A 19,333-nucleotide genomic window follows, 5' to 3' on the forward strand; every position below is an offset into this window, starting at 1 on the left:
TTGGTCTCGAAGAACCATTTTGTAACTGATTATGGATATTAATTCAAAGTGATTTTCTAAACCTGGATTGCATTTTAAAAAAATAGTCTGCTTTACATATAAAGGATTAGAAATTGGGTACCTATGTTGTACAAAATCAGTCTGGAGTGTAGCCAACTTAACCAAATTTCCGTTTAAATAAGCAATACTTCGATCCATTTCTATTCATTTTACAACAAGTCTTATCTTAAACTAACTGATCATATATTGATTTCACTTGCTGAATTGTTTACAAACATCCACAATATGAATTATCAATGCAAAAAAAAGGAGGGTGACTATGGTTGTAATATTAGCAGTAGATGATGATGTACATACATTAGATTTGATATCTATTTACTTATCGCAGACAGGATATCATGTCATTAAAGCAACGAATGGAAAAGAAGGCTTATCCTTAATTGAAAAAGAAATTCCTGATTTAGCAATAGTCGATGTAATGATGCCGGAAATGGATGGCTTAACATTAACCAAACTCATCCGCGAGCAGTATGACTTTCCTGTATTATTATTAACTGCGAAAGGACAATTAGAAGATAAAGAAAAAGGCTATTTAGCGGGATCTGACGATTATTTAGTAAAACCATTTGAGCCAAAAGAATTGTTATTTCGTATTCGAGCAATACTTAGAAGATATGACAAAACAAGTGATGCCAACATTCAAGTGGCAAACATGTTAATTAATCGAAAGAGTTTTGATGTTCAAATTGGAGAGGAACTATTAGTTCTGCCTTTAAAAGAATTTGAGTTACTTTCGAAACTAGCATCCAAGCCAAATCAAGTATTTACCCGGGAACAATTGATAGAAGCAGTTTGGGGAATTGATTTCGAAGGAGATGAACAAACATTAAGTGTACATATTAAACGGATACGGGAACGATTATTGAAAATAAAAGCCGATGTACAAATTATAACCGTTCGCGGAATCGGATATAAATTAGAAGGAACCCGTGTATGAAAACTTTATATAGCAAATTCTTATGGATGACGCTACTCATTATGTTCACCAGTGGGACAATCGGATTTATGATTGTAAATACGTTTTATCATCAAAATTTAAAGGAAACAAATGATGCAAAAAATGTATTAGTTGCGGAATCAATTGTACAACTCATTGAATCATCTCATTTAAAGAACTTAGAGCCACTTCTACAAATGATTGGCGACACGGGGTATCAAATATATATTGTAAGTGAAGAGGGCAGGGAGAGCTCTTTTGGTGGCGATTTTCGAGTTAAGACTATTAGTGATTCTGTGGTAGATAGAGTTTTGAATGGGGAAACGTATCACGGGATGCGTGAGTTTCCGAAAGAAACGTTTATAACGGGATATTTTTCAAATGAGTTAACGAATACGGTGGGTGTGCCATTCACATTTGATCATAAAAAGTATGCGCTTTTTCAAAGACCTAATATTAAGTTTCTATTTAATGAAATCCATTTACTATTAGGAGGCCTTGCTGGAGCAATGATTGTTATTAGTGTGATCGCAATGTTAATCGTGGCGAAGAAAATGATTGACCCATTAACCAAATTAACGATTGCGACAAATAAAATTGCAAATGAAGACTTCCAAGTACCGATACCAGTCTATCAGCGCGATGAAATTGGCCAATTAGCAGATAGCTTCCGAAATATGGCTAAGCAATTAGAAGCTAGTGATCGCTATAAAAAAGAATTTATCTCCAGAGTGTCGCATGACTTTCAAACACCTTTGTTAAATATACAGGGCTATGCTACGTTACTTGAAAGCCAGGAATTAAATGAAGAAGAACATTTAAAATACACAACGATCATTCAAAAAGAATCAAAGCGTTTATCTAGTGTTATGAAGCAATTGTTAGTACTTACTTCCTTTGATCAAGCTAATAATCGCACCAAAAAAGAGATTTACTACCTAGACGAACAGTTAAAACAAGTTATGCAGAAGTTTAGATGGTTAGTGGATGAAAAAGATATTTCGATCCAGTTGCAACTAAAAAAGGTAGAAGTACTCGGCGATAGAGAGATGTTAGAGTACGTTTGGGAAAATCTCCTTTCTAATGCGATCAAATACAATTATTCCCCTGGTGAAATACAAGTTTCACTGACAGAAACGGAGGAGTATGTGCTTGTTACTATACAAGATACTGGAATTGGAAACTCAAATACAAATTATGAGCAATGGACAGAACGTTTTTATCGTGAGGATACTGCACGTTCCACACAAATCGAGGGAAGTGGACTCGGCCTTGCAATTGTAAAAGAAGTGGTTCAATCACATAATGGCATACTATCATTTGAAAGTGTAGAACCCCATGGAACAAAAGTTACTATCCAACTAAATAAGCAGTAATTACTGTTCATTTTTAACTCATATAGTTTCCCTTATTAGGAAATACAATAGGGAAACAAAATGAAGAACAAGCGTACACGGGCGTTCTTTATAGTTAGTTTGCTTATTATTTTAGGATTAACTTCGATCGTTACTAGCGTTATTAAAAATTACAAGCAAAAAATAGATTGAATTTAAAAGCAACAACAATGGAATTTACGATTTATACGAGTTGAAAAAGAGTAGAATTAAAAATGCTGAGGGCAGGTATTAAATGTCCTCAGTTTTAATTTTGTTGAAAAACTTTGTGATAAAGTAAATCTATAGATAGTTTCAATTTGAAAGTTGAGTGAGGGTGAAACAGAATGGAAGAAAATCGTATCCGGTTGGACGGAGGATTTCATAATGATATATTTCATCTTGAGGAAGAGGGAAGAGTAGTTAGAATTTCTGATAAGAAGAAGACAAAAGAAATGATTTTGCAGGAAATCGAATGGATGAATTTTTTACATGAACATGGAGTTGCTATGTCGAAGCCAGAAATGACTATAGGGTATGAAGATGGAAGAGTAAAAACGTATTTTGAATTTATTAAGGGGGATGAAATGGATGTTACCAACGAACTTCATTGGAATGTAAAGACATTTGAACTGTGGGGAAGAGTATTAGGAAGGATGCATGAGCTATCCAAACAATATAGGGTTGAAGAAATAAGTCGACCTGTATGGACAGTTGAAAATCCAGATGTATTTGATATAGGAGGGGGTTTACTTCCTTGGGTAAAGGAGGAATACGATAGATTGATGCAGATCCTATGTACATACAAAATTACGCCAGATACATTTGGTTTAATTCATAATGATTTTCATCAAGGCAACTTAATCATTTCGAACGAAGGCACCCTAAATACAATTGACTTCGATGAATGTTCCTATAATTGGTATGCCCAAGATATCGCGGTATCTTTCTATCATGCATACTGGCAACATCATTCTTACAATGGTAATACAGATAGTTTCACTCATATATTTATGAATCATTTCTTTGCGGGTTATCAATCAGAAAATGTACTTCATGAGGATATGATTGAACAAATTCCTATTTTCCTGAAATTAAGAGAGATTTTTTTGTATCAATTATTTATGCGTAAGTGGCATATGAACAATTTAGAAGGATGGCAAATATATACATTAAAAGAACTGGAGGAAAAAATTAAGAACCAAATTCCATACGCAGGTATTACGGATTTTTCTATTTATGTATAAACGACTTCAAAAGAGGTGAAAATCTTTAAGCAAAAAGACAAGAAGAGTCTAATTTTGACCATTCTTGTCTGTTTTAGTTTATTTACCTAGGGTTGTTTGTCGTTTTTTACTTTTCGAAATACTAGCAAGTGTGGGTATACACATACCCAGTAAAATGACGACTATACCAACAATTTGTAACCCGGAAAGTGCCTCACTTAACACGATAACCGAAACAATAACAGCTACAGGTAATTCCATTGCACTTAAAATGGATGACATAGCGCCTCCCACTTTTGGTACAGCAATGACGAAAAAGTAAATGGGAACGATAATGCCTAGTAAACCAAGAGCTAACCCGTAAAAGAAAAGTGGTTCCATAAACAATTTTCCATTCCATACAATTTCAGGTGTTTGGAAGATAGCAATCATTACCGCAGCGATAAAAGAAACAAATAGTAGACGAGTCGTCGTATTCATTCCTTCCACTTGCTTCGTATTGACATTCATATTAAAAGAGAATGAAACCGCAGCAGCAAACCCATATACCCAGCCTCTCCAGTCAATACCGCTCAAATCGACATCAAGAACACCAGCAGCTAAAATGGTTCCGATAAATAAAATAATGAGTGAAATAACTTCTGGTCTTTTTGGCAACCGTTTTCTTAAAATGCAATCGATTAGCGTACCAACCCATGTAAATTGAAATAACATAACAACTGCTAGAGAAGCTGGTAAGTAGATAAGTGCTTGTCCATATACAATTCCTGTCGTAGCAGTAAAAATACCAGCTAATAAAATAATTTTAAATCCACCGTGTAAACGGGGAAGCTTTCGTTGTGTTAACAAATAGATAACTAATGCTAAAAGAAAACCCATAATATATTGACTCGCAATTGCTTCTGAAGCTGTATAGCCATCCCTAATTGCAAGCTTCACCATCGTCGATAAAGTCCCATAACAGCTGGCTGCAAAAACAACCATAAGGGGATAAATCCATAATTTCATAAAAATTCTCCTTTAATTGGCGTCAACCGTCTTCACCATATGATGAAAGGTCTGACCAATAATTGTCCAAGGACATACAGTAACAAATTCTAGCCGATTATACAAGCGAATTGCGGATTCTTTTTCCGTCTCAACATTTAAAGAAAGGTTTCCACCACCAACTTTTTTAACTAGGTTTTCTGCATATGTTAAAAGCTTTGTACCAATACCATGTCCGCGATATGTAGGATCTACTACTACCGTATCTATATACCATTCTCCAGGTAATGTTTCAGGATCTATTTTAATGGGAGCTCCTTTTTTATTCGAAAGATATGCCTCTAAATTTGCATCTAGTGTAACCACTTGCTCTGCAGAATAAAACACAAGGACTCCTGCAACTTTCCCTTCCATTTCTGCTATATATGAATGTAGATAGGAATGCCGATTGTCTGTCCGAGTAAATAATTGCACGAACTCTTTCGTTATTTCTACTTCTTCTGTTTCGCCTGTCATTTGCATTGAGATGTCTCCAATTGCTTCCATAATAAGTGGAACAGCTTCGAGTGCATCTTCTTTACGTGCATTTCTAATTAATATGTCCATTTTTATTCACCTTCCAACGCTCTATTATAACATATCGTGTAAATACTATTTATGTTGCCTATAAAAGTTGCTTAAATCCCCTTTTATAAATTATTTTATTTTTTTGAACTTTTTCTGTTCTATATGTAGTAGAATAGTGTTAACTAAACAAAGGGGGAATTACCATGAATTTTGAATCTATACCGTGGATGCTTGTACTACCGCTTGCAATTATTGAACTTATCATAATGATTGTTGCTATTGTCGACCTAATCCGTGTAAAGAGTACGAATGGACCCAAGTGGTTGTGGGCGATTATTATTATTTTGACGAATATAATTGGATCAATTATATACTTCATTTTTGGGAGAAGAAATGAATGAAAACATTACTTCATATGCAAGGACTAACAAAAGAATATGGAAATGAAAAAGCAGTAGATAACATAACTTTTTCGTTAAATAAAAACACGGCAACTGCATTAATCGGACCAAATGGGGCAGGAAAAACAACTACTTTGTCTATGCTTGCCGGATTGCTAAAGCAAACGAATGGATCAATCGTAATGGACGGAGAAATTATAGGGGATATCCGAAGAGAAATTGGATTTTTGCCACAATATCCTCAGTTTTATTCATGGTTAACGGCACTTGAATTTATTGAAATGACTGCCAAGTTAAGTGGGATAGATCCTAAAATTGCGAAACTAGAAGCGGAAAAGACGCTTGAATTTGTTGGTCTTGGAGATGCAAAAAAGAAAAAGACGGGTACATTTTCCGGGGGAATGAAACAACGATTAGGTTTAGCGCAAGCAATCGTTCATAAACCTTCATTACTTCTATTGGATGAACCAGTGTCTGCTTTAGATCCAATTGGAAGACGCGAAATTATGAATTTGCTAAAAGAATTGCAGACAACGACGACTATTTTGTATTCGACCCATATTTTAAATGACGCAGAAGAAATGACCGACCAATTATTATTTTTACGAAAGGGAAAGTTAGTCGAACAAGGTTCTATGCGAGAAGTTCTCGAAAAATATGCCAATCCTTTGTACAAAGTTTTCTTCTTGGATAGTGAAGAAGCGGCGCAATTTGTAAAAACCGCCCCATGGCCGACTTGGCAGGAAGGAGCAGTTGCTTTTATTCCTATTGAAAATGCAAAACCTCCGATGAATGAAATATTGTATATGCTTGCAGACAGTAGTTTAATTTTATCGAAGGTGGAGCGGGCAACGGCTAGTCTAGAAGAAATTTTTTTACAGGTGGTGAATAAAGGATGAGTAATTTTTCGGTTTTATTCCAAAAAGAGTGGCGCGAAAATGTACGAAATTTTAAAATTCTGTGGATTCCTTTAGTGTTTATACTATTTGGTATTTCAGAGCCATTAACGAATTATTATTTACCTCAAATTTTAAGTACAGTAGGTAATATGCCGGAAGGAACGGTTTTTCAATTCCCTGAACTTACCCCAGAGCAAGTTGTTATGTCAACGATTAGCCAATATCAATTTATCGGAATGCTCGTCGTAACACTTGGTTTTGCTGGAATTATTGCAAGGGAACGAAAAAATGGAACAGCAACGCTGCTATACGTGCGACCGATAACGTATTCTAGTTATGTGTATAGCAAATTAGTTATTATGTGCATACTTATTATAGGTAGCGTGGTACTTGGGTTGTTAGCAAATTTATATTATACGTATGTCCTTTTTGGAGTAGTTGATGCAGTAGCGTTTATCAAATTTCTTGCAACGTATATTGTCTGGCTATTATTTGTTATTAGTATTGTGTTATTCACTAGCGCAGTATTTTCGACGGGTATCGCATCTGCCGTTTCTTTGACACTTGTTATAGTCGCTCAAATTGTCTATGGATTAATTGGAACGTATTGGACAATTTCTCCATGGAAGATCCCGATGTATGCGGGTGATCTATTAATGGGTTCTGTTGATAAGACACCTTTTGTTTGGAGTTTACTCATTACGCTATTAGCGATAGCTATATTTATAACAGGTGCAATTTATTTTGCTAAAAAGAATGTTTCGAAGACAAAGATTTAATAAATATTTACTCGAGGTGAGAAGAGATGACCGTTCGCAATTCAGATCGTTTTATTACAGCGTATAATCGGATAGACCAATTGATGAAGGAAATTATAGGGACTCAGGATCATCTTGCCTTTTTTCGCGTAATTGACATGGCGAAAAAAAAGAATGCAATTATTAGAAGATACGAGGCAGATCTGCGCGAATATGGGGACCTTAGAAATGCAATTATTCATCATCGCACCTCGACGGAGTATGCCATTGCAGAGCCACATGAAGATGTTGTATTGAAAATGGAAGAGATGGAAGTTGCTCTGACGAAACCTATTACTGTTGGAAATATGTTTCAGACAAAGGTGACAACTTTTCAAAGAACGGACTTTTTGAGTTATGCATTGAAAGTAATTTCGGACAAAAAGTATAATCAGTTTCCTGTGTATGATGGTACGGAATTTAAAGGGCTTATAACACCTGTTGGAATTACAATGTGGTTGGCAAGTACTGTAGACTCAGCATCTTTTTCTAGGAAGAAGACTACATTAGGTGAAATTCTGACACATGAAAATGGTAGAGAAAATCATCAATTTATAGGAAGAAATGCATCAGTGTATGAAGCTTTGGAAATTTTCAAAGCCGCTATTACAAGAGGGAGACGTCTAGAAGCTCTTCTGATAACAGAAGATGGCAAACCTAATACAAATCTTATAGGCATTGTTACACCTATGAGCATGATGAAGATAAAATAATAGTATAAACCATTCGTAGTAAGGACTATTCTCATCAGTTTTCTAGTAAAATGGAGAAGACACATATTGTGGGAAAAGGGGGACTTATTATGGAATCAAATGAAATGGTACAAACGCAAGAAACTCAAAATAACGTTGTTCATAAAACAGCAAGTGAAATGTCAGTAGGTGAGTGGCTCATTACGATGCTTATTATGATTATACCTATCGTAAACATCGTGATGCTTTTTGTTTGGGGGTTTGGAAATGCAGATCCACGCCGCAATTATGCACGTGCATCACTTATTTGGATGGCTATTAGTATAGTCTTGGTCATTCTTTTTTATAGCGCTATGTTTGCTTTATTCTTTAACTTTAGGAATTACTAATAAAGTTATTTCCTGGGAAATAACAATTATCGACATTTAAAAGTATTTCTGTAGTCATATACAGGAGTACTTTTTTTCATGAAAGATAATTGTCTTGGTATAATAATGTAAAAGGAGCTGTTTCATATGAAAATAGCATTATTTGGAGCGACGGGTCGTGTAGGAAAAGAGATGCTTTCATTATTACTTGAAAATAATGCTGAAATAATAGCCCTCGTGAGAAAACCAGAAAAGCTCCAAAATCATCCTAATTTAACCTTATTGCAAGGAGATGCAAGGGTATTTTCAAATGTAGAAAAAACACTAGAAGTTGCAGATGCAGTCATAAGTGCTCTTGGGACTGATCAAACGACAGTATTAACAGAGTCTGTAGAACATATTATTTCTATTATGGAGAAACAAAAAATCAAACGAGTCGTCACTATTGGAACAGCTGGTATTTTAACCAGTCGAGTGAATCCAAACCTCCTTCGATATGAATCATCTGAATCAAAACGAAAATCTACCACTGCAGCAAAAGAACATCATAAAGTGTATGAGATGTTAAAAAGATCCACATTAGACTGGACGATTGTTTGTCCAACTTACCTACCTACCGGTGATGCAACGAAAGCATATATTATCGAACGAGATCAGTTGCCAATCGGGGCAGTAAAAAGTACAACAGGAGATACTGCTTTATATGCGGTTAAAGAATTTTTTGAGAACAAACATATTGGTTACCGTATCGGAATTATGAGTCCAAATTAGGAGAAAACGAATGAAAAAATGGTTAGGTTTACTACTAGTGATTGCCGCTATATTATATACCGGAAATAAGTCCATTAAAACAACGGAAATTACAGTGGAGTCTAAGAAAATCCCGGCAAGTTTTAATGGATTAAAGATTGTGCAAATTTCCGATTTACACGATGCAACTTTTGGTAAAAATCAAGCAAGACTTGTAAAAAAGATAAAGCATGCCAATCCAGATCTAATCTTTATAACGGGAGATCTCATTGATAGTAATAGATATGACTTAGGTAATAGTCTGAAGGTAGTGGAACAGATTGTATCCATCGCTCCTATTTATTATGTGACAGGTAATCACGAGATTTCTACGAATGATGTGGAGCATATTAAATCAAAGCTAGCGGATTTAGGGGTGCACGTATTATCTAATAAAGAGCAGATAATAGGGAAAAATGGCGAACGCATACGGATCATTGGTATTGAGGATCCATTAAGCGGGGTATCTGTCGCAGATGCACTAAACAAGTTTAAAAAAACAGAAGATTTTACTTTAGTACTTTCTCATCGACCTGAAACCTTTCAAGATTATGTGGACAATCAATTAGATGTTGTTTTTACAGGGCATGCGCATGGTGGTCAGTTTCGTATTCCAGGTCTGGGAGGGTTAGTAGCCCCAGGACAAGGGTTATTTCCAAAGTATACGGCTGGTTTGTATGAAGAGAAGGATACGAAAATGATTGTAAGTAGAGGACTTGGAAATAGTGTGATTCCTTTTCGGGTATTCAATACACCTGAGTTAGTAGTTGTAACCCTACGCGCTAAATAATATAAGCTCTCCGCAATTATAAATTGCAGCGAGCTTATATTATCATCAATCTTTATGATCATTGTGGAAATGGTCTTTTGCTTCTCCAATCTTTTCTTGAGCTTTCCCTTTTAATTTATCGAATTTACCTTCCGCTTGTAATTTTGTATCGCCAGTTGCATTACCAAATTGATCTTTTGCTTCCCCTTTTGTCTTGTTTACTGTTCCTTTTACTTTGTCAGATAATCCACTCATTTATACTCCTCCTCTAAATTATTGATCTAGTATTTGTTTACCCGTTTGAGGAGTTTATGAAACTTGGAGAAGTGTAATTCCCTTGTCAGCATTAAAGACTAAGGAAATAAAAAAACTGCTTAAAGTTTTTCTTTAAGCAGAATAGAAGCTTATTTAAACCAACCTTTTTCTCTAAACCTAGCAATAGCCTCGATTCGGTTGCCTACGTCTAATTTATCTAGTATGACAGAGATGTAGTTCCGAACAGTTCCGGTTGTGATGAAGAGCTCTCTCGCAATTTCCTTTGTGTTTTTTCCATCTGCAATCAATTCAAGTACTTGGCTCTCTCGATCGGTTAAAGGATTATCACCTTCGTACGCAATATCAACTAGTTCGGGAGCGTAAATACGTCGCCCATCCATAATAATGCGAATAGAATTAGCGAGTTCTTCACTTGGACTGTCCTTCAGTAAGTACCCACTGACACCAGCTTTTCGAGCACGTTCAAAATAGCCAGCTCGAGCAAAAGTCGTTAATATAATGACTTTGCATGTTTCATCCTTTAATTCATCTGCAGCATCCAGCCCACTTTTAATAGGCATTTCAATGTCCATAATACAAATATCAGGTTGAAACTGATGGATTAACTGAAGAGCTTCTTCTCCGTTATTCGCTTTCCCAACTACCTCCATATCCTCTTCTAAATCTAATAGAGAACCAAGGGCACCAAGCACCATTCTTTGATCTTCTGCTATCACAATTCGAATCATTCATTACTCCTCCTGTCTCGGTTGTTGTATTACATTTGGTACGCGTATATTAAGAGTCGTTCCATTTTTCAAATGAATGTCCAAGCTACCATTGACGAATTCTAATCGTTCTTTTATTCCTCGAAGACCGTGGCCACTAGACCAATCTTTATTTACATCTAAGCCAATACCATTATCATGTACTTTAAGCAAAGTTTCCTTCGCAGACTGTTTGATCGAGATAGAACAAGAAGTAGCTTTACTATGTTTTACAACGTTTGTCACGGCTTCTTTTAAGCACATACTTAGTACGTTTTCTACTAGAAGAGGGGTTTTAACTAGTTTAGGTGTTCCGCTCACTTTATACGTAATTTGCGCAGCAAGTAGAATTTGTTTCACACGAAATAGTTCATCTTCTAGCTTCGTACCCCGCATATTAGTAACAAGGTCTCGAACTTCTTTTAAGACGGAACGAGCAGTTTGATTTATATCATTAATTTCATTTTTGGCGGCTTCTGTATTTATGTCAATTAGTCTACTAGCTAAATCACTTTTTAGTCCAATAAGTGAAAGCTTCTGTCCGAGGGTATCATGTAAATCACGTGCAATCCGTTCTCTTTCCTCTATGATGATATATTGGGAAATTCGCTTTTGCGCATCCTCTAACTGTCCTTCTAATACTTCACGTTTGTTCCGGTTGTAAGTGTTGAATGGCAATAAAATAACCCCAATTAAACAAACGATTAGGTAAGGTAAATGGGCTAGGAAAAGGTCCATTTGTGTAAAAAAACCAATGATAACTGCAGCAATCGTTGCTAGCAAATGAATACTATAAATAACGAAAAAGCTTACTCGGTGCTGAATGTTTCCGATAAAAAAAGATAAGAAAATGGAAAAATAAATATATCCATATAAAAAAGTCATGGTCACACTAATCGAGATTTCTACAAAAACGAATAGATAAAGAAGTAATCCACTGGAAGTATAAGAAAAACGATAAACGATAAAAAATAATAGTAATAATACTAAACCAAAGATAATTTCAAATAGGCTGGAGGATTTAAAAATGAAAAAGAAAGGGAAAATACAGAAAATAATCCACGCATAAAAACTTAACCACGGATATTTAGGGAATATTTGATACCACTTTGTCAATTGCTACACCTCTATTTTGGACGCACTCTTTTCATCCTATTATATAGGAAAAACCATTCCTGTCTAAATAGGAATGGTTTTTCGTGAAGTTTATTTTCCTTCAAGACTTGTACTTTTAGCATTTAGTTTAACTGCATCTTTAGAATTCTTTAATAGATGCTTAATTTCTTTAAAGGTTACAAAGCTTTTGTTTTTATCGTCAAATAAGCGGAAATGAATAGACTTTAAACTAGTACGAAGATTAATCGTCGTTGCTTGTTGTAAAGGCGGTGTTGATTCATGTGCTCTTTCCAAATTGTAGTTTGGAACCCTTGGGCTTAAATGATGCACATGGTGAAAACCAATGTTTCCTGTTAACCATTGTAATACCAATGGTAACTTGTAATAGGAACTTCCATCAACCGCAGCTTTTACATAATCCCATTCAGACTCATCTTCAAAATAAGAATCTTCAAATTGATGTTGCACATAGAATAACCAAATTCCAAATGAACCAGCGACGAAAAGAATCGTGCCTTGAATGATTAAAAATGCTTGCCATCCAATTAACCAAATCATAAGTGAATAAAGAACAACGATGGAAACATTTATTAAGTAAGTGTTGTTTCTCTCTTTAGCTCGAGCATCTTTACGATTAACTCGATTAGCTACTAAATACAATAACGCTGGCCCTAAACCGAACATAACGATTGGATTACGATACAATCGGTAAGAAAGTCGTTTAATCGGGGATGCTTGTACATATTCGTCCACGGTCATCATCCAGATATCACCGACACCGCGTTTATCTAAGTTTCCACTTGAAGCATGGTGAATATTATGTTCACGTTTCCATTTTTCATAAGCAAACAATGTAATGATCCCTGTAATGGTACCTGTAATGCTATTTGCTTTCTTATTTTTAAAGAAAGATCCATGTGTACAATCATGAAAAATGATGAAAACTCGAACGACAAAACCTGCAGCGATAATGGATAATCCGACTGTCAACCAAATCGAAATATCCAGACTTAGGTATGCTAAGAACCAAAGGATAAAAAATGGTGGTATTGTATTTATAATTTGAAAAATACTTTTTTTCAACTCGGAATTTTCAAATGGTTTTATTTTTTTTCGCAATTCAAGTGTTTTTTCTCTGCTCACTATGTTATTCCTCCTAAAAAGAATTATTACCATAACTATAAAGAGAAGTTGGTTTTAGGAGTAGGCATAAACGTCAAGTCATAAACATGACAAGTGTCATATAGGTCGTTTAGTATGTAAAAAAAAGCTGACCGAAAGTATCGGCCAGCTCCTACTATTTATTAGCGATCACGCTTTAATAAACGTAATGTTTCATCAAATTCTCTTTCGATTTCAGCGTTTGGTTTGTAAGTCATCAAACTAACAACAACAGTTACGATTAAACAAAGGATGAAACCAGGTATGATTTCGTATAAATTACTTGAAAGGGATTCAATTGAACCCCATATAACAACAGTTATAGCTCCGACAATCATTCCAGATAAAGCTCCAGCTGAAGTGATTTTTCTCCAGTAAAGTGAAAGTAAAATGACTGGCCCAAATGCTGCTCCGAAACCTGCCCATGCGAACGATACTAGCTTCAGAATTGTTTTATGTTCGCCCCAAGCTAGAATTGCAGCAATTATAGCTACGAGAAGTACAGCAATACGTCCATAGTTTACATATGTTTTATCAGATGCATCTGTTTTAATAATCGCTTTGTATAAATCTTCTATTAATGCGGAAGATGTCACAATTAGTTGAGAAGAAATGGTACTCATAATGGCTGCTAAAACTGCTGCAAGTACAAGTCCTGCGATAAACGGATGGAAAATAATTTGTCCAAGAGCGATAAATACTGCTTCAGGACTTGTTAGAGTGGCATTAGGATTTTGCGCAAAGTAAGCAACACCTACTAACGCAGTGGCAGTTGCCCCAACTAAACTTATAATCATCCAACCAATCCCAATTCGACGTGCTTGTTTCGTTTCTTTTACAGAACTTATTGCCATAAAGCGAACGATGATATGAGGCTGACCAAAGTATCCAAGACCCCAAGCAACTGTGGAAATTATACCTAGGAAAGTGGTGCCAGCGAAAAGACTTAGATGTTTTGGGTCTACGGATTTAATCGAATCTATTGTCTCTCCCAATCCACCTGTCAAAAATACACCAAAAATAGGCACACATATCAATGCAAGGAACATTAAAAGACCTTGAAGGAAATCGGTATAACTAACTGCCAAAAATCCTCCGAAAAGTGTGTATGCCACAACAACTGCGGATACAACTAAAAGTCCTGTGTGATAGTCAAGCCCAAAAGAGCTTTCAAAGAATACCCCGCCCGCTACCATTCCAGAAGAAACGTAAAACGTGAAGAATAATAAAATAATTAGACCGGATGCAATACGTAATAGACGTGATGATTGTTTTAAACGACTTTCTAAATAACTTGGAATGGTAATAGAGTCATTGGATACTTGCGTGTACACACGTAGTCTAGGTGCAACGAATAACCAGTTTAAATATGCACCAATTGTAAGACCGATTGCGATCCAAGCTTGACCCATCCCTGAAAAATAAATTGCTCCAGGTAACCCCATTAATAACCAACCTGACATATCAGCAGCTCCTGCACTTAAGGCAGTAACAGCAGGACCTAGTGAGCGTCCACCTAACATGTAATCCGTTAAATTTGCGGTTTTCCTATAAGAAAACCAACCGATAACAAGCATTGCGGCCATATAAATAATGATGGCTGTAAGTTGATAAGATTCTGTTGACATAATCATCCTCCTCCCCAAATTATCATAACATGTCAACCAAGTAGTTGCACTCAAATATTTTGACAACTTTTTTTCGATCAAGTAATGATAAAATAGTCTTAAAGAGAGTACGAAAGGGGCTTTTTCATTGAAATTTTTTCATACCGCAGATTGGCATTTAGGAAAACTTGTGCAAGGTGTCTACATGACGGAAGAACAGCGTTTTGTTTTAAATCAATTTCTAGAAGCAATTGATACCGAAAAGCCGGATGCAATTATCATTTCCGGAGATTTGTATGATCGTGCCGTTCCTCCAACAGAAGCTGTCAATTTATTAGATAAACTGCTCGCTGAAATCGTATTAAAGCGACATACACCTGTACTAAGTATTGCTGGAAATCACGATAGTCCGGGCCGACTAAACTTTGGAAGTATGCTAATGAAAGAAACAGGCCTACATATAGTAGGTCAATTAAATAAAGAGTTAAAACCCGTTATATTACAGGATGAATTTGGAGAAGTACATTTTCATTTAATCCCATATGCAGATCCATCTCAAGTACGGCATCTGTTTGACGATGAAACAGTGACTAGTCACCAAGAAGCAATGAGAAGAATCGTAGAGGAAATCGAAAAAGAGCTAGACTCCACGAAAAGGCATGTGTTTGTTGGACATGCATTTGTCACTCCGCGTGGTGAGCAGGAGAATAACACGAGTGAATCGGAACGACCGCTTGCTATTGGTGGAGCCGAATATGTAGATGCTGCACTGTTCAAACGTTTTCACTACACGGCACTAGGACATCTTCATCAAGCACATTATGTATTGAATGAAACGATTCAATATGCAGGCTCTCCATTGAAATATTCCATTTCCGAAGAACATCATAAAAAAGGATTTTATATTGTTCAATTAGATCAGGTGGGCAATGTCACACTTGAAAAAAGATTACTTAAACCTAACCGTGATATGCGAACAGTAGAAGGGGATATGCAAGATATTTTGCAACAGAACTTCAGCGAAGATTTTGTATTTGTTAAGCTACTTGATGAAACACCCATCTTATCTCCTATGGAGCAAATTCGGACAGTGTACCCCAATGCCATGCATGTAGAACGTAAGGCATTTCAGCCTATCGCATTGTCAGGGGAAAAGGGACAAATAGGTCGCAGCAAAATAGATGATTTTACATTGTTTCAAGCATTTTATACAGAGATAAGCGGAAAAGTACCATCGGAAGAAACAGAAAAGATATTTAAAGAAGTGTTACAAAGCTTAATGATGGAAGAACGTGAAGGAGGGATCAAATCGTGAAGCCGCTTCAACTAAAAATGACTGCATTTGGTCCTTACAAGTCTACTGAAACAATTGATTTTACCGAGCTACAGAACAATCGGCTATTCGTTATTTCAGGTGCAACTGGTGCAGGAAAAACGACTATATTTGATGGGATATGCTTTGCATTATATGGATATGGGAGCGGAGAAGATCGTCAAGATACGAAAATGATGCGGAGTGATTTTGCAACAGATGATGCACATACTTCTGTGGAGTTGACGTTTGAAATACATCAACGGACCTATCGAATTTTAAGACAACTTCCACATGTGAAAAAAGGAAATAAAAGCGCAACTGGAGAAAGATACGAATTTTTTGAAATGGTGGAATCAGGCGAAACACCAGTTGTGGAAAGACAAATCGTATCCGAAATAAACAAAAAAGTAGAAGAAATTATTGGGCTAACGCAAGGTCAGTTTAGCCAAATAGTTATGCTTCCACAAGGTGAATTTCGAAAACTACTAACTTCCCAAACGGAAAATAAAGAAGCTATTTTGCGCAAAATTTTTAAAACAGAACCGTATAAAATGATTAGCGAGAGATTGAAAGATAAAAAGCTCATTGCAGAAGCGGAGTTGAAAAAAGAAGAATTAGCTCGAAATAGTTATACAGAGCAGATACTTGCCTCATTACCAATGCGAGAGTCTAGTGTATTTGAATTGATTGAGTCCAGCAGTTTTAATACGTATCAGCTAGTAGAAGCGTTAAAAGAAGAAACTATATTTTACAAAGAGAAGATTCAAATAGATGAACTTGCCTACAAAGAAGCTTCTGAAAAACATGCAATGAAACAAACAGCTTATCATGAAGCAAAAGCAGTAAATGATAGATTTATAGAGCTTGAAGTAAAAGAACAGAGCCTCAAAATCTTACAAGAACAATCGGAGGAGTACGCTAGGAAGCAAAGTCAGCTAGAAGCTGCCGATCGGGCAAGTACCATTGAAACGGTAGAAGGCTATTATGCAGAATCGAAGCAAGAAGCTAACGAAAAATCTGCGCTGCTTAAAATGGCGAAAACAAACGTAATAGCAGCGGAAGAATCAGCTAAACAAGTAGAAGTTACTTATTTAATTGAAGTAAATAAAAAAGAAGCTCGGGAAAAAAGTGTAGAGGCTCTTATTCAGTTGAACACACTAATCCCTTTATTTGAAGAGCTCGAAGCAAAAAGAACTGAAATGCTCGATTTGGAAAAGCAGAACGAACAACTAAACAATCAAGTATTAACAAAAACGAATCTATTCTTAGATGAAAAAAAAGTAAGCTCCTCATTAAAAGAAGCAATAGAAAAGCTGGAAGAACACGTAGAGCCATTAGATAACCAAGTACAACAACTTGCTTTTTTGCAAACGAAACATAGTTTCATGCAAGAATTTATGTTAGCTGAAATGCAGTTACACGCCCTGAAAGTAACGGAAGCGAAACAAAAGCATCTTTTTCAAGAGATGAAAGATGCTTATCAAGAAGTAGAAAGTAAATATATGAATAACCAAGCGAGCATCCTTGCATCTAAACTTGTCGCAGGAGAGGCCTGCCCGGTATGCGGAAGCATGGAACATAGAGGGGCGGGTATGGAAGTACAAGCCTATAACGTAAATGAAGAAGAATTGCATAAGTTAAAAAGTCAGCTAAGTAAGCAAGAGTCAAGTTTCTTAAAAGCTTGTTCTCAAAAAGAAACAGCGCAAGAAACGGTTGAGAAGATGTCTGTCCGATTCGAGGAATTGCAATTATCTGTTCAAGAAAGCGAACAGTTGAAAAAGGACGTTGAAAAACTTGAAATAGAAGTGAAGAAACTACGATTAGAAAAAGGTGAGTTAGCCAACTTACGAGATGTGTATAAGGCAAGCGTCCAAAGAGTAGAAAAGTTTGAGCAGGATAAAACGGAAGTAGAGCATTCCTATCAACTACAAAATAGCTTGTTAAAGCAAACAAAAGCGGTATATGAATCTAAAAAAGCGTCGATTCCAGCCCATATTTCCACACTACAAGAACTAAATGATCGTATAGGAGAGGCTACAAAGTATAAGGAACAATTAGAAAAGGCTTGGGATCATGTACAAAAAGAACAACAATCAGCGACACAAGTTTTTACAAAAGCACTACTTGTACTTGACCATACGACAGATGCTGCTCATGAGGCATTAGAAAAAAGAGATAGAGCACATGTCCAATTCCAAGAAGCGTTGAAAAAAGCAGGCTTCGATACAATGGAGTTGTATATGGCAGCAAAAATGTCTGAGCATAATCGAGAAATTTTAAAAGAACAGTGCAACCAATACAAACAAACACTTCATACACTTAAAGAGCAAGTAAAAGAAGTGCGGGAGCAGCTTGCAACTAAAACGAAAGTGGAATTGGCTCCTTTAGCAGAAGAACTCGTTCAACTAAAGGTTGCTTATGAAGAAGCATTCCGCATGATGAATAGCTCCAAGGAATATGAAAAAGCAGGGATGGACCTAGAAGATAAGATTACAACGATAAGTGAACGAATTTCCATGTTGGAGCAGCATTTAGGTCGAATTATTGATTTATATGACATGCTCAGAGGTCAAAACCCTTCAAAAATATCGTTTGAACGTTATGTGCAAATCGAGTATTTAGAGCAAATTGTACAAGCTGCCAATGAACGGCTTAAGCATTTATCGGGTGGTCAGTATAATCTAATAAGAAGCGAACGACAAGAAACGCATGGAAAACAAAGTGGGCTTGGTTTAGATGTATATGACGCATACACAGGACAAATGCGTGATGTGAAAACACTCTCTGGTGGCGAAAAATTCAATGCCTCTCTATGTCTCGCACTTGGAATGGCGGACGTCATTCAGAGCTTCCAAGGTAGCATTCGAATCGACACCATGTTTATCGACGAAGGCTTCGGCTCCCTTGATGAAGAATCTTTAAACAAAGCAATTGATACATTAATTGATTTACAAAAGTCAGGTCGTATGATTGGTGTCATATCTCATGTAGCGGAGTTGAAAGCTGCAATACCGGCAATTTTGGAAGTAGAGAAACTAAAAGAAGGCTATAGTAAGACGAAATTTGTTCTTAAGTAGCAAAAAAATGCCACGACCCTAGAAGGTTGTGGCATTTTTGTATGAAGGCGTATGACTTATTGATCCAACGCGGTTTTCAGCGCAGGAAAATTGCTTGTTATAGTCTAACTGGTTGCTTTTGTAGAGAAATTGATTGCTCTCATAAAGGAAATCGTTGCTTTGAAGATCAA

At 36.2% G+C, this 19,333-nt stretch carries 19 protein-coding genes; 12 read left to right on the forward strand and 7 right to left on the reverse strand.

Features of this window, described 5'->3' with window-relative positions; translation table 11 throughout:
- Positions 1 to 319: 319 nt before the first annotated feature.
- From ACEPXG_RS00550 to ACEPXG_RS00560, 3 genes are all read left to right on the forward strand, one after another.
- Positions 320 to 997 (forward strand): response regulator transcription factor, encoded by a 678-nt coding sequence (locus tag ACEPXG_RS00550; RefSeq protein WP_391206233.1) that lies wholly within the window; start codon positions 320 to 322, stop codon positions 995 to 997.
- Positions 994 to 2,373 (forward strand): sensor histidine kinase, encoded by a 1,380-nt coding sequence (locus ACEPXG_RS00555; RefSeq protein ID WP_391206236.1) that lies wholly within the window; start codon positions 994 to 996, stop codon positions 2,371 to 2,373. The genes ACEPXG_RS00550 and ACEPXG_RS00555 overlap by 4 nt, the downstream gene beginning before the upstream one ends.
- A 344-nt stretch (positions 2,374 to 2,717) precedes the next feature.
- A complete protein-coding gene (locus ACEPXG_RS00560; RefSeq protein WP_391206238.1) occupies positions 2,718 to 3,617 on the forward strand; it encodes a phosphotransferase enzyme family protein in 900 nt (299 codons plus the stop codon).
- A 78-nt stretch (positions 3,618 to 3,695) separates the two neighbouring features.
- Here the strand turns inward: ACEPXG_RS00560 and ACEPXG_RS00565 are convergent, their stop codons facing one another.
- Positions 3,696 to 4,604 carry an EamA family transporter gene (locus ACEPXG_RS00565; RefSeq protein WP_391206240.1) on the reverse strand — a complete coding sequence of 303 codons (909 nt, stop codon included), beginning with the start codon at positions 4,602 to 4,604 and terminating at the stop codon, positions 3,696 to 3,698.
- Between the two features lie 12 nt (positions 4,605 to 4,616).
- On the reverse strand, positions 4,617 to 5,189 hold the full coding sequence (locus ACEPXG_RS00570) for a GNAT family N-acetyltransferase (protein ID WP_391206243.1): 573 nt from the start codon (positions 5,187 to 5,189) through the stop codon (positions 4,617 to 4,619).
- 164 nt (positions 5,190 to 5,353) lie between these two features.
- On the opposite strand from ACEPXG_RS00570, the gene ACEPXG_RS00575 reads away from it, so the two are divergent.
- The 7 genes from ACEPXG_RS00575 (at position 5,354) to ACEPXG_RS00605 (ending at position 9,886) form a co-directional block, all read left to right on the forward strand.
- A complete protein-coding gene (locus tag ACEPXG_RS00575) occupies positions 5,354 to 5,551 on the forward strand; it encodes a PLDc N-terminal domain-containing protein (protein WP_391206247.1) in 198 nt (65 codons plus the stop codon).
- Positions 5,548 to 6,450, forward strand: coding sequence for an ABC transporter ATP-binding protein (locus ACEPXG_RS00580; protein WP_391206250.1), 903 nt, complete (start codon positions 5,548 to 5,550; stop codon positions 6,448 to 6,450). Before ACEPXG_RS00575 ends, ACEPXG_RS00580 begins: the two co-directional genes overlap by 4 nt.
- On the forward strand, positions 6,447 to 7,229 hold the full coding sequence (locus tag ACEPXG_RS00585) for an ABC transporter permease (RefSeq protein WP_391206252.1): 783 nt from the start codon (positions 6,447 to 6,449) through the stop codon (positions 7,227 to 7,229). The genes ACEPXG_RS00580 and ACEPXG_RS00585 overlap by 4 nt, the downstream gene beginning before the upstream one ends.
- A gap of 26 nt (positions 7,230 to 7,255) precedes the next feature.
- On the forward strand, positions 7,256 to 7,960 hold the full coding sequence (locus tag ACEPXG_RS00590) for a CBS domain-containing protein (protein ID WP_391206255.1): 705 nt from the start codon (positions 7,256 to 7,258) through the stop codon (positions 7,958 to 7,960).
- Between the two features lie 89 nt (positions 7,961 to 8,049).
- Positions 8,050 to 8,328, forward strand: a complete 279-nt coding sequence (locus tag ACEPXG_RS00595) for a hypothetical protein (protein WP_391206258.1) — start codon at positions 8,050 to 8,052, stop codon at positions 8,326 to 8,328.
- A gap of 126 nt (positions 8,329 to 8,454) precedes the next feature.
- Positions 8,455 to 9,078: an NAD(P)-dependent oxidoreductase gene (locus tag ACEPXG_RS00600; RefSeq protein ID WP_391206261.1), complete on the forward strand. Its 624-nt coding sequence runs from the start codon at positions 8,455 to 8,457 to the stop codon at positions 9,076 to 9,078.
- Positions 9,079 to 9,088: 10 nt separating this feature from the next.
- A complete protein-coding gene (locus tag ACEPXG_RS00605; RefSeq protein WP_391206264.1) occupies positions 9,089 to 9,886 on the forward strand; it encodes a metallophosphoesterase in 798 nt (265 codons plus the stop codon).
- A gap of 45 nt (positions 9,887 to 9,931) precedes the next feature.
- Here ACEPXG_RS00605 and ACEPXG_RS00610 read toward each other — a convergent pair whose 3' ends face one another.
- From ACEPXG_RS00610 to putP, 5 genes are all read right to left on the reverse strand, one after another.
- Positions 9,932 to 10,120, reverse strand: a complete 189-nt coding sequence (locus ACEPXG_RS00610; RefSeq protein WP_391206266.1) for a CsbD family protein — start codon at positions 10,118 to 10,120, stop codon at positions 9,932 to 9,934.
- Positions 10,121 to 10,269: 149 nt separating this feature from the next.
- On the reverse strand, positions 10,270 to 10,869 hold the full coding sequence (locus tag ACEPXG_RS00615; RefSeq protein WP_391206269.1) for a response regulator: 600 nt from the start codon (positions 10,867 to 10,869) through the stop codon (positions 10,270 to 10,272).
- Positions 10,870 to 10,872: 3 nt separating this feature from the next.
- Positions 10,873 to 12,003, reverse strand: coding sequence for a sensor histidine kinase (locus ACEPXG_RS00620; RefSeq protein WP_391206272.1), 1,131 nt, complete (start codon positions 12,001 to 12,003; stop codon positions 10,873 to 10,875).
- A 90-nt stretch (positions 12,004 to 12,093) separates the two neighbouring features.
- Positions 12,094 to 13,146, reverse strand: a complete 1,053-nt coding sequence (locus tag ACEPXG_RS00625; RefSeq protein ID WP_391206275.1) for a fatty acid desaturase — start codon at positions 13,144 to 13,146, stop codon at positions 12,094 to 12,096.
- 161 nt (positions 13,147 to 13,307) lie between these two features.
- Positions 13,308 to 14,792, reverse strand: coding sequence for a sodium/proline symporter PutP (gene putP / locus ACEPXG_RS00630; protein WP_391206278.1), 1,485 nt, complete (start codon positions 14,790 to 14,792; stop codon positions 13,308 to 13,310).
- A gap of 127 nt (positions 14,793 to 14,919) precedes the next feature.
- Here putP and ACEPXG_RS00635 point away from each other — a divergent pair, with 127 nt between their 5' ends.
- Positions 14,920 to 16,086 (forward strand): exonuclease SbcCD subunit D, encoded by a 1,167-nt coding sequence (locus tag ACEPXG_RS00635; protein WP_391206281.1) that lies wholly within the window; start codon positions 14,920 to 14,922, stop codon positions 16,084 to 16,086.
- Positions 16,083 to 19,163, forward strand: a complete 3,081-nt coding sequence (locus ACEPXG_RS00640; protein WP_391206284.1) for an SbcC/MukB-like Walker B domain-containing protein — start codon at positions 16,083 to 16,085, stop codon at positions 19,161 to 19,163. The genes ACEPXG_RS00635 and ACEPXG_RS00640 overlap by 4 nt, the downstream gene beginning before the upstream one ends.
- Positions 19,164 to 19,333 lie beyond the last annotated feature (170 nt).

The organism is Psychrobacillus sp. L4, from assembly GCF_042944905.1.
In the GTDB taxonomy this organism is placed as follows: domain Bacteria; phylum Bacillota; class Bacilli; order Bacillales_A; family Planococcaceae; genus Psychrobacillus.

What these genes read in the sequence shown, in the direction of transcription:
- ACEPXG_RS00550 (WP_391206233.1), top strand. Translation starts at nt 320, where the DNA reads ATGGTTGTAATATTAGCAGTAGATGATGATGTACATACATTAGATTTG.
- ACEPXG_RS00555 (WP_391206236.1), top strand. Translation starts at nt 994, where the DNA reads ATGAAAACTTTATATAGCAAATTCTTATGGATGACGCTACTCATTATG.
- ACEPXG_RS00560 (WP_391206238.1), top strand. Translation starts at nt 2,718, where the DNA reads ATGGAAGAAAATCGTATCCGGTTGGACGGAGGATTTCATAATGATATA.
- ACEPXG_RS00565 (WP_391206240.1), bottom strand. Translation starts at nt 4,604, where the DNA reads ATGAAATTATGGATTTATCCCCTTATGGTTGTTTTTGCAGCCAGCTGT.
- ACEPXG_RS00570 (WP_391206243.1), bottom strand. Translation starts at nt 5,189, where the DNA reads ATGGACATATTAATTAGAAATGCACGTAAAGAAGATGCACTCGAAGCT.
- ACEPXG_RS00575 (WP_391206247.1), top strand. Translation starts at nt 5,354, where the DNA reads ATGAATTTTGAATCTATACCGTGGATGCTTGTACTACCGCTTGCAATT.
- ACEPXG_RS00580 (WP_391206250.1), top strand. Translation starts at nt 5,548, where the DNA reads ATGAAAACATTACTTCATATGCAAGGACTAACAAAAGAATATGGAAAT.
- ACEPXG_RS00585 (WP_391206252.1), top strand. Translation starts at nt 6,447, where the DNA reads ATGAGTAATTTTTCGGTTTTATTCCAAAAAGAGTGGCGCGAAAATGTA.
- ACEPXG_RS00590 (WP_391206255.1), top strand. Translation starts at nt 7,256, where the DNA reads ATGACCGTTCGCAATTCAGATCGTTTTATTACAGCGTATAATCGGATA.
- ACEPXG_RS00595 (WP_391206258.1), top strand. Translation starts at nt 8,050, where the DNA reads ATGGAATCAAATGAAATGGTACAAACGCAAGAAACTCAAAATAACGTT.
- ACEPXG_RS00600 (WP_391206261.1), top strand. Translation starts at nt 8,455, where the DNA reads ATGAAAATAGCATTATTTGGAGCGACGGGTCGTGTAGGAAAAGAGATG.
- ACEPXG_RS00605 (WP_391206264.1), top strand. Translation starts at nt 9,089, where the DNA reads ATGAAAAAATGGTTAGGTTTACTACTAGTGATTGCCGCTATATTATAT.
- ACEPXG_RS00610 (WP_391206266.1), bottom strand. Translation starts at nt 10,120, where the DNA reads ATGAGTGGATTATCTGACAAAGTAAAAGGAACAGTAAACAAGACAAAA.
- ACEPXG_RS00615 (WP_391206269.1), bottom strand. Translation starts at nt 10,869, where the DNA reads ATGATTCGAATTGTGATAGCAGAAGATCAAAGAATGGTGCTTGGTGCC.
- putP (WP_391206278.1), bottom strand. Translation starts at nt 14,792, where the DNA reads ATGTCAACAGAATCTTATCAACTTACAGCCATCATTATTTATATGGCC.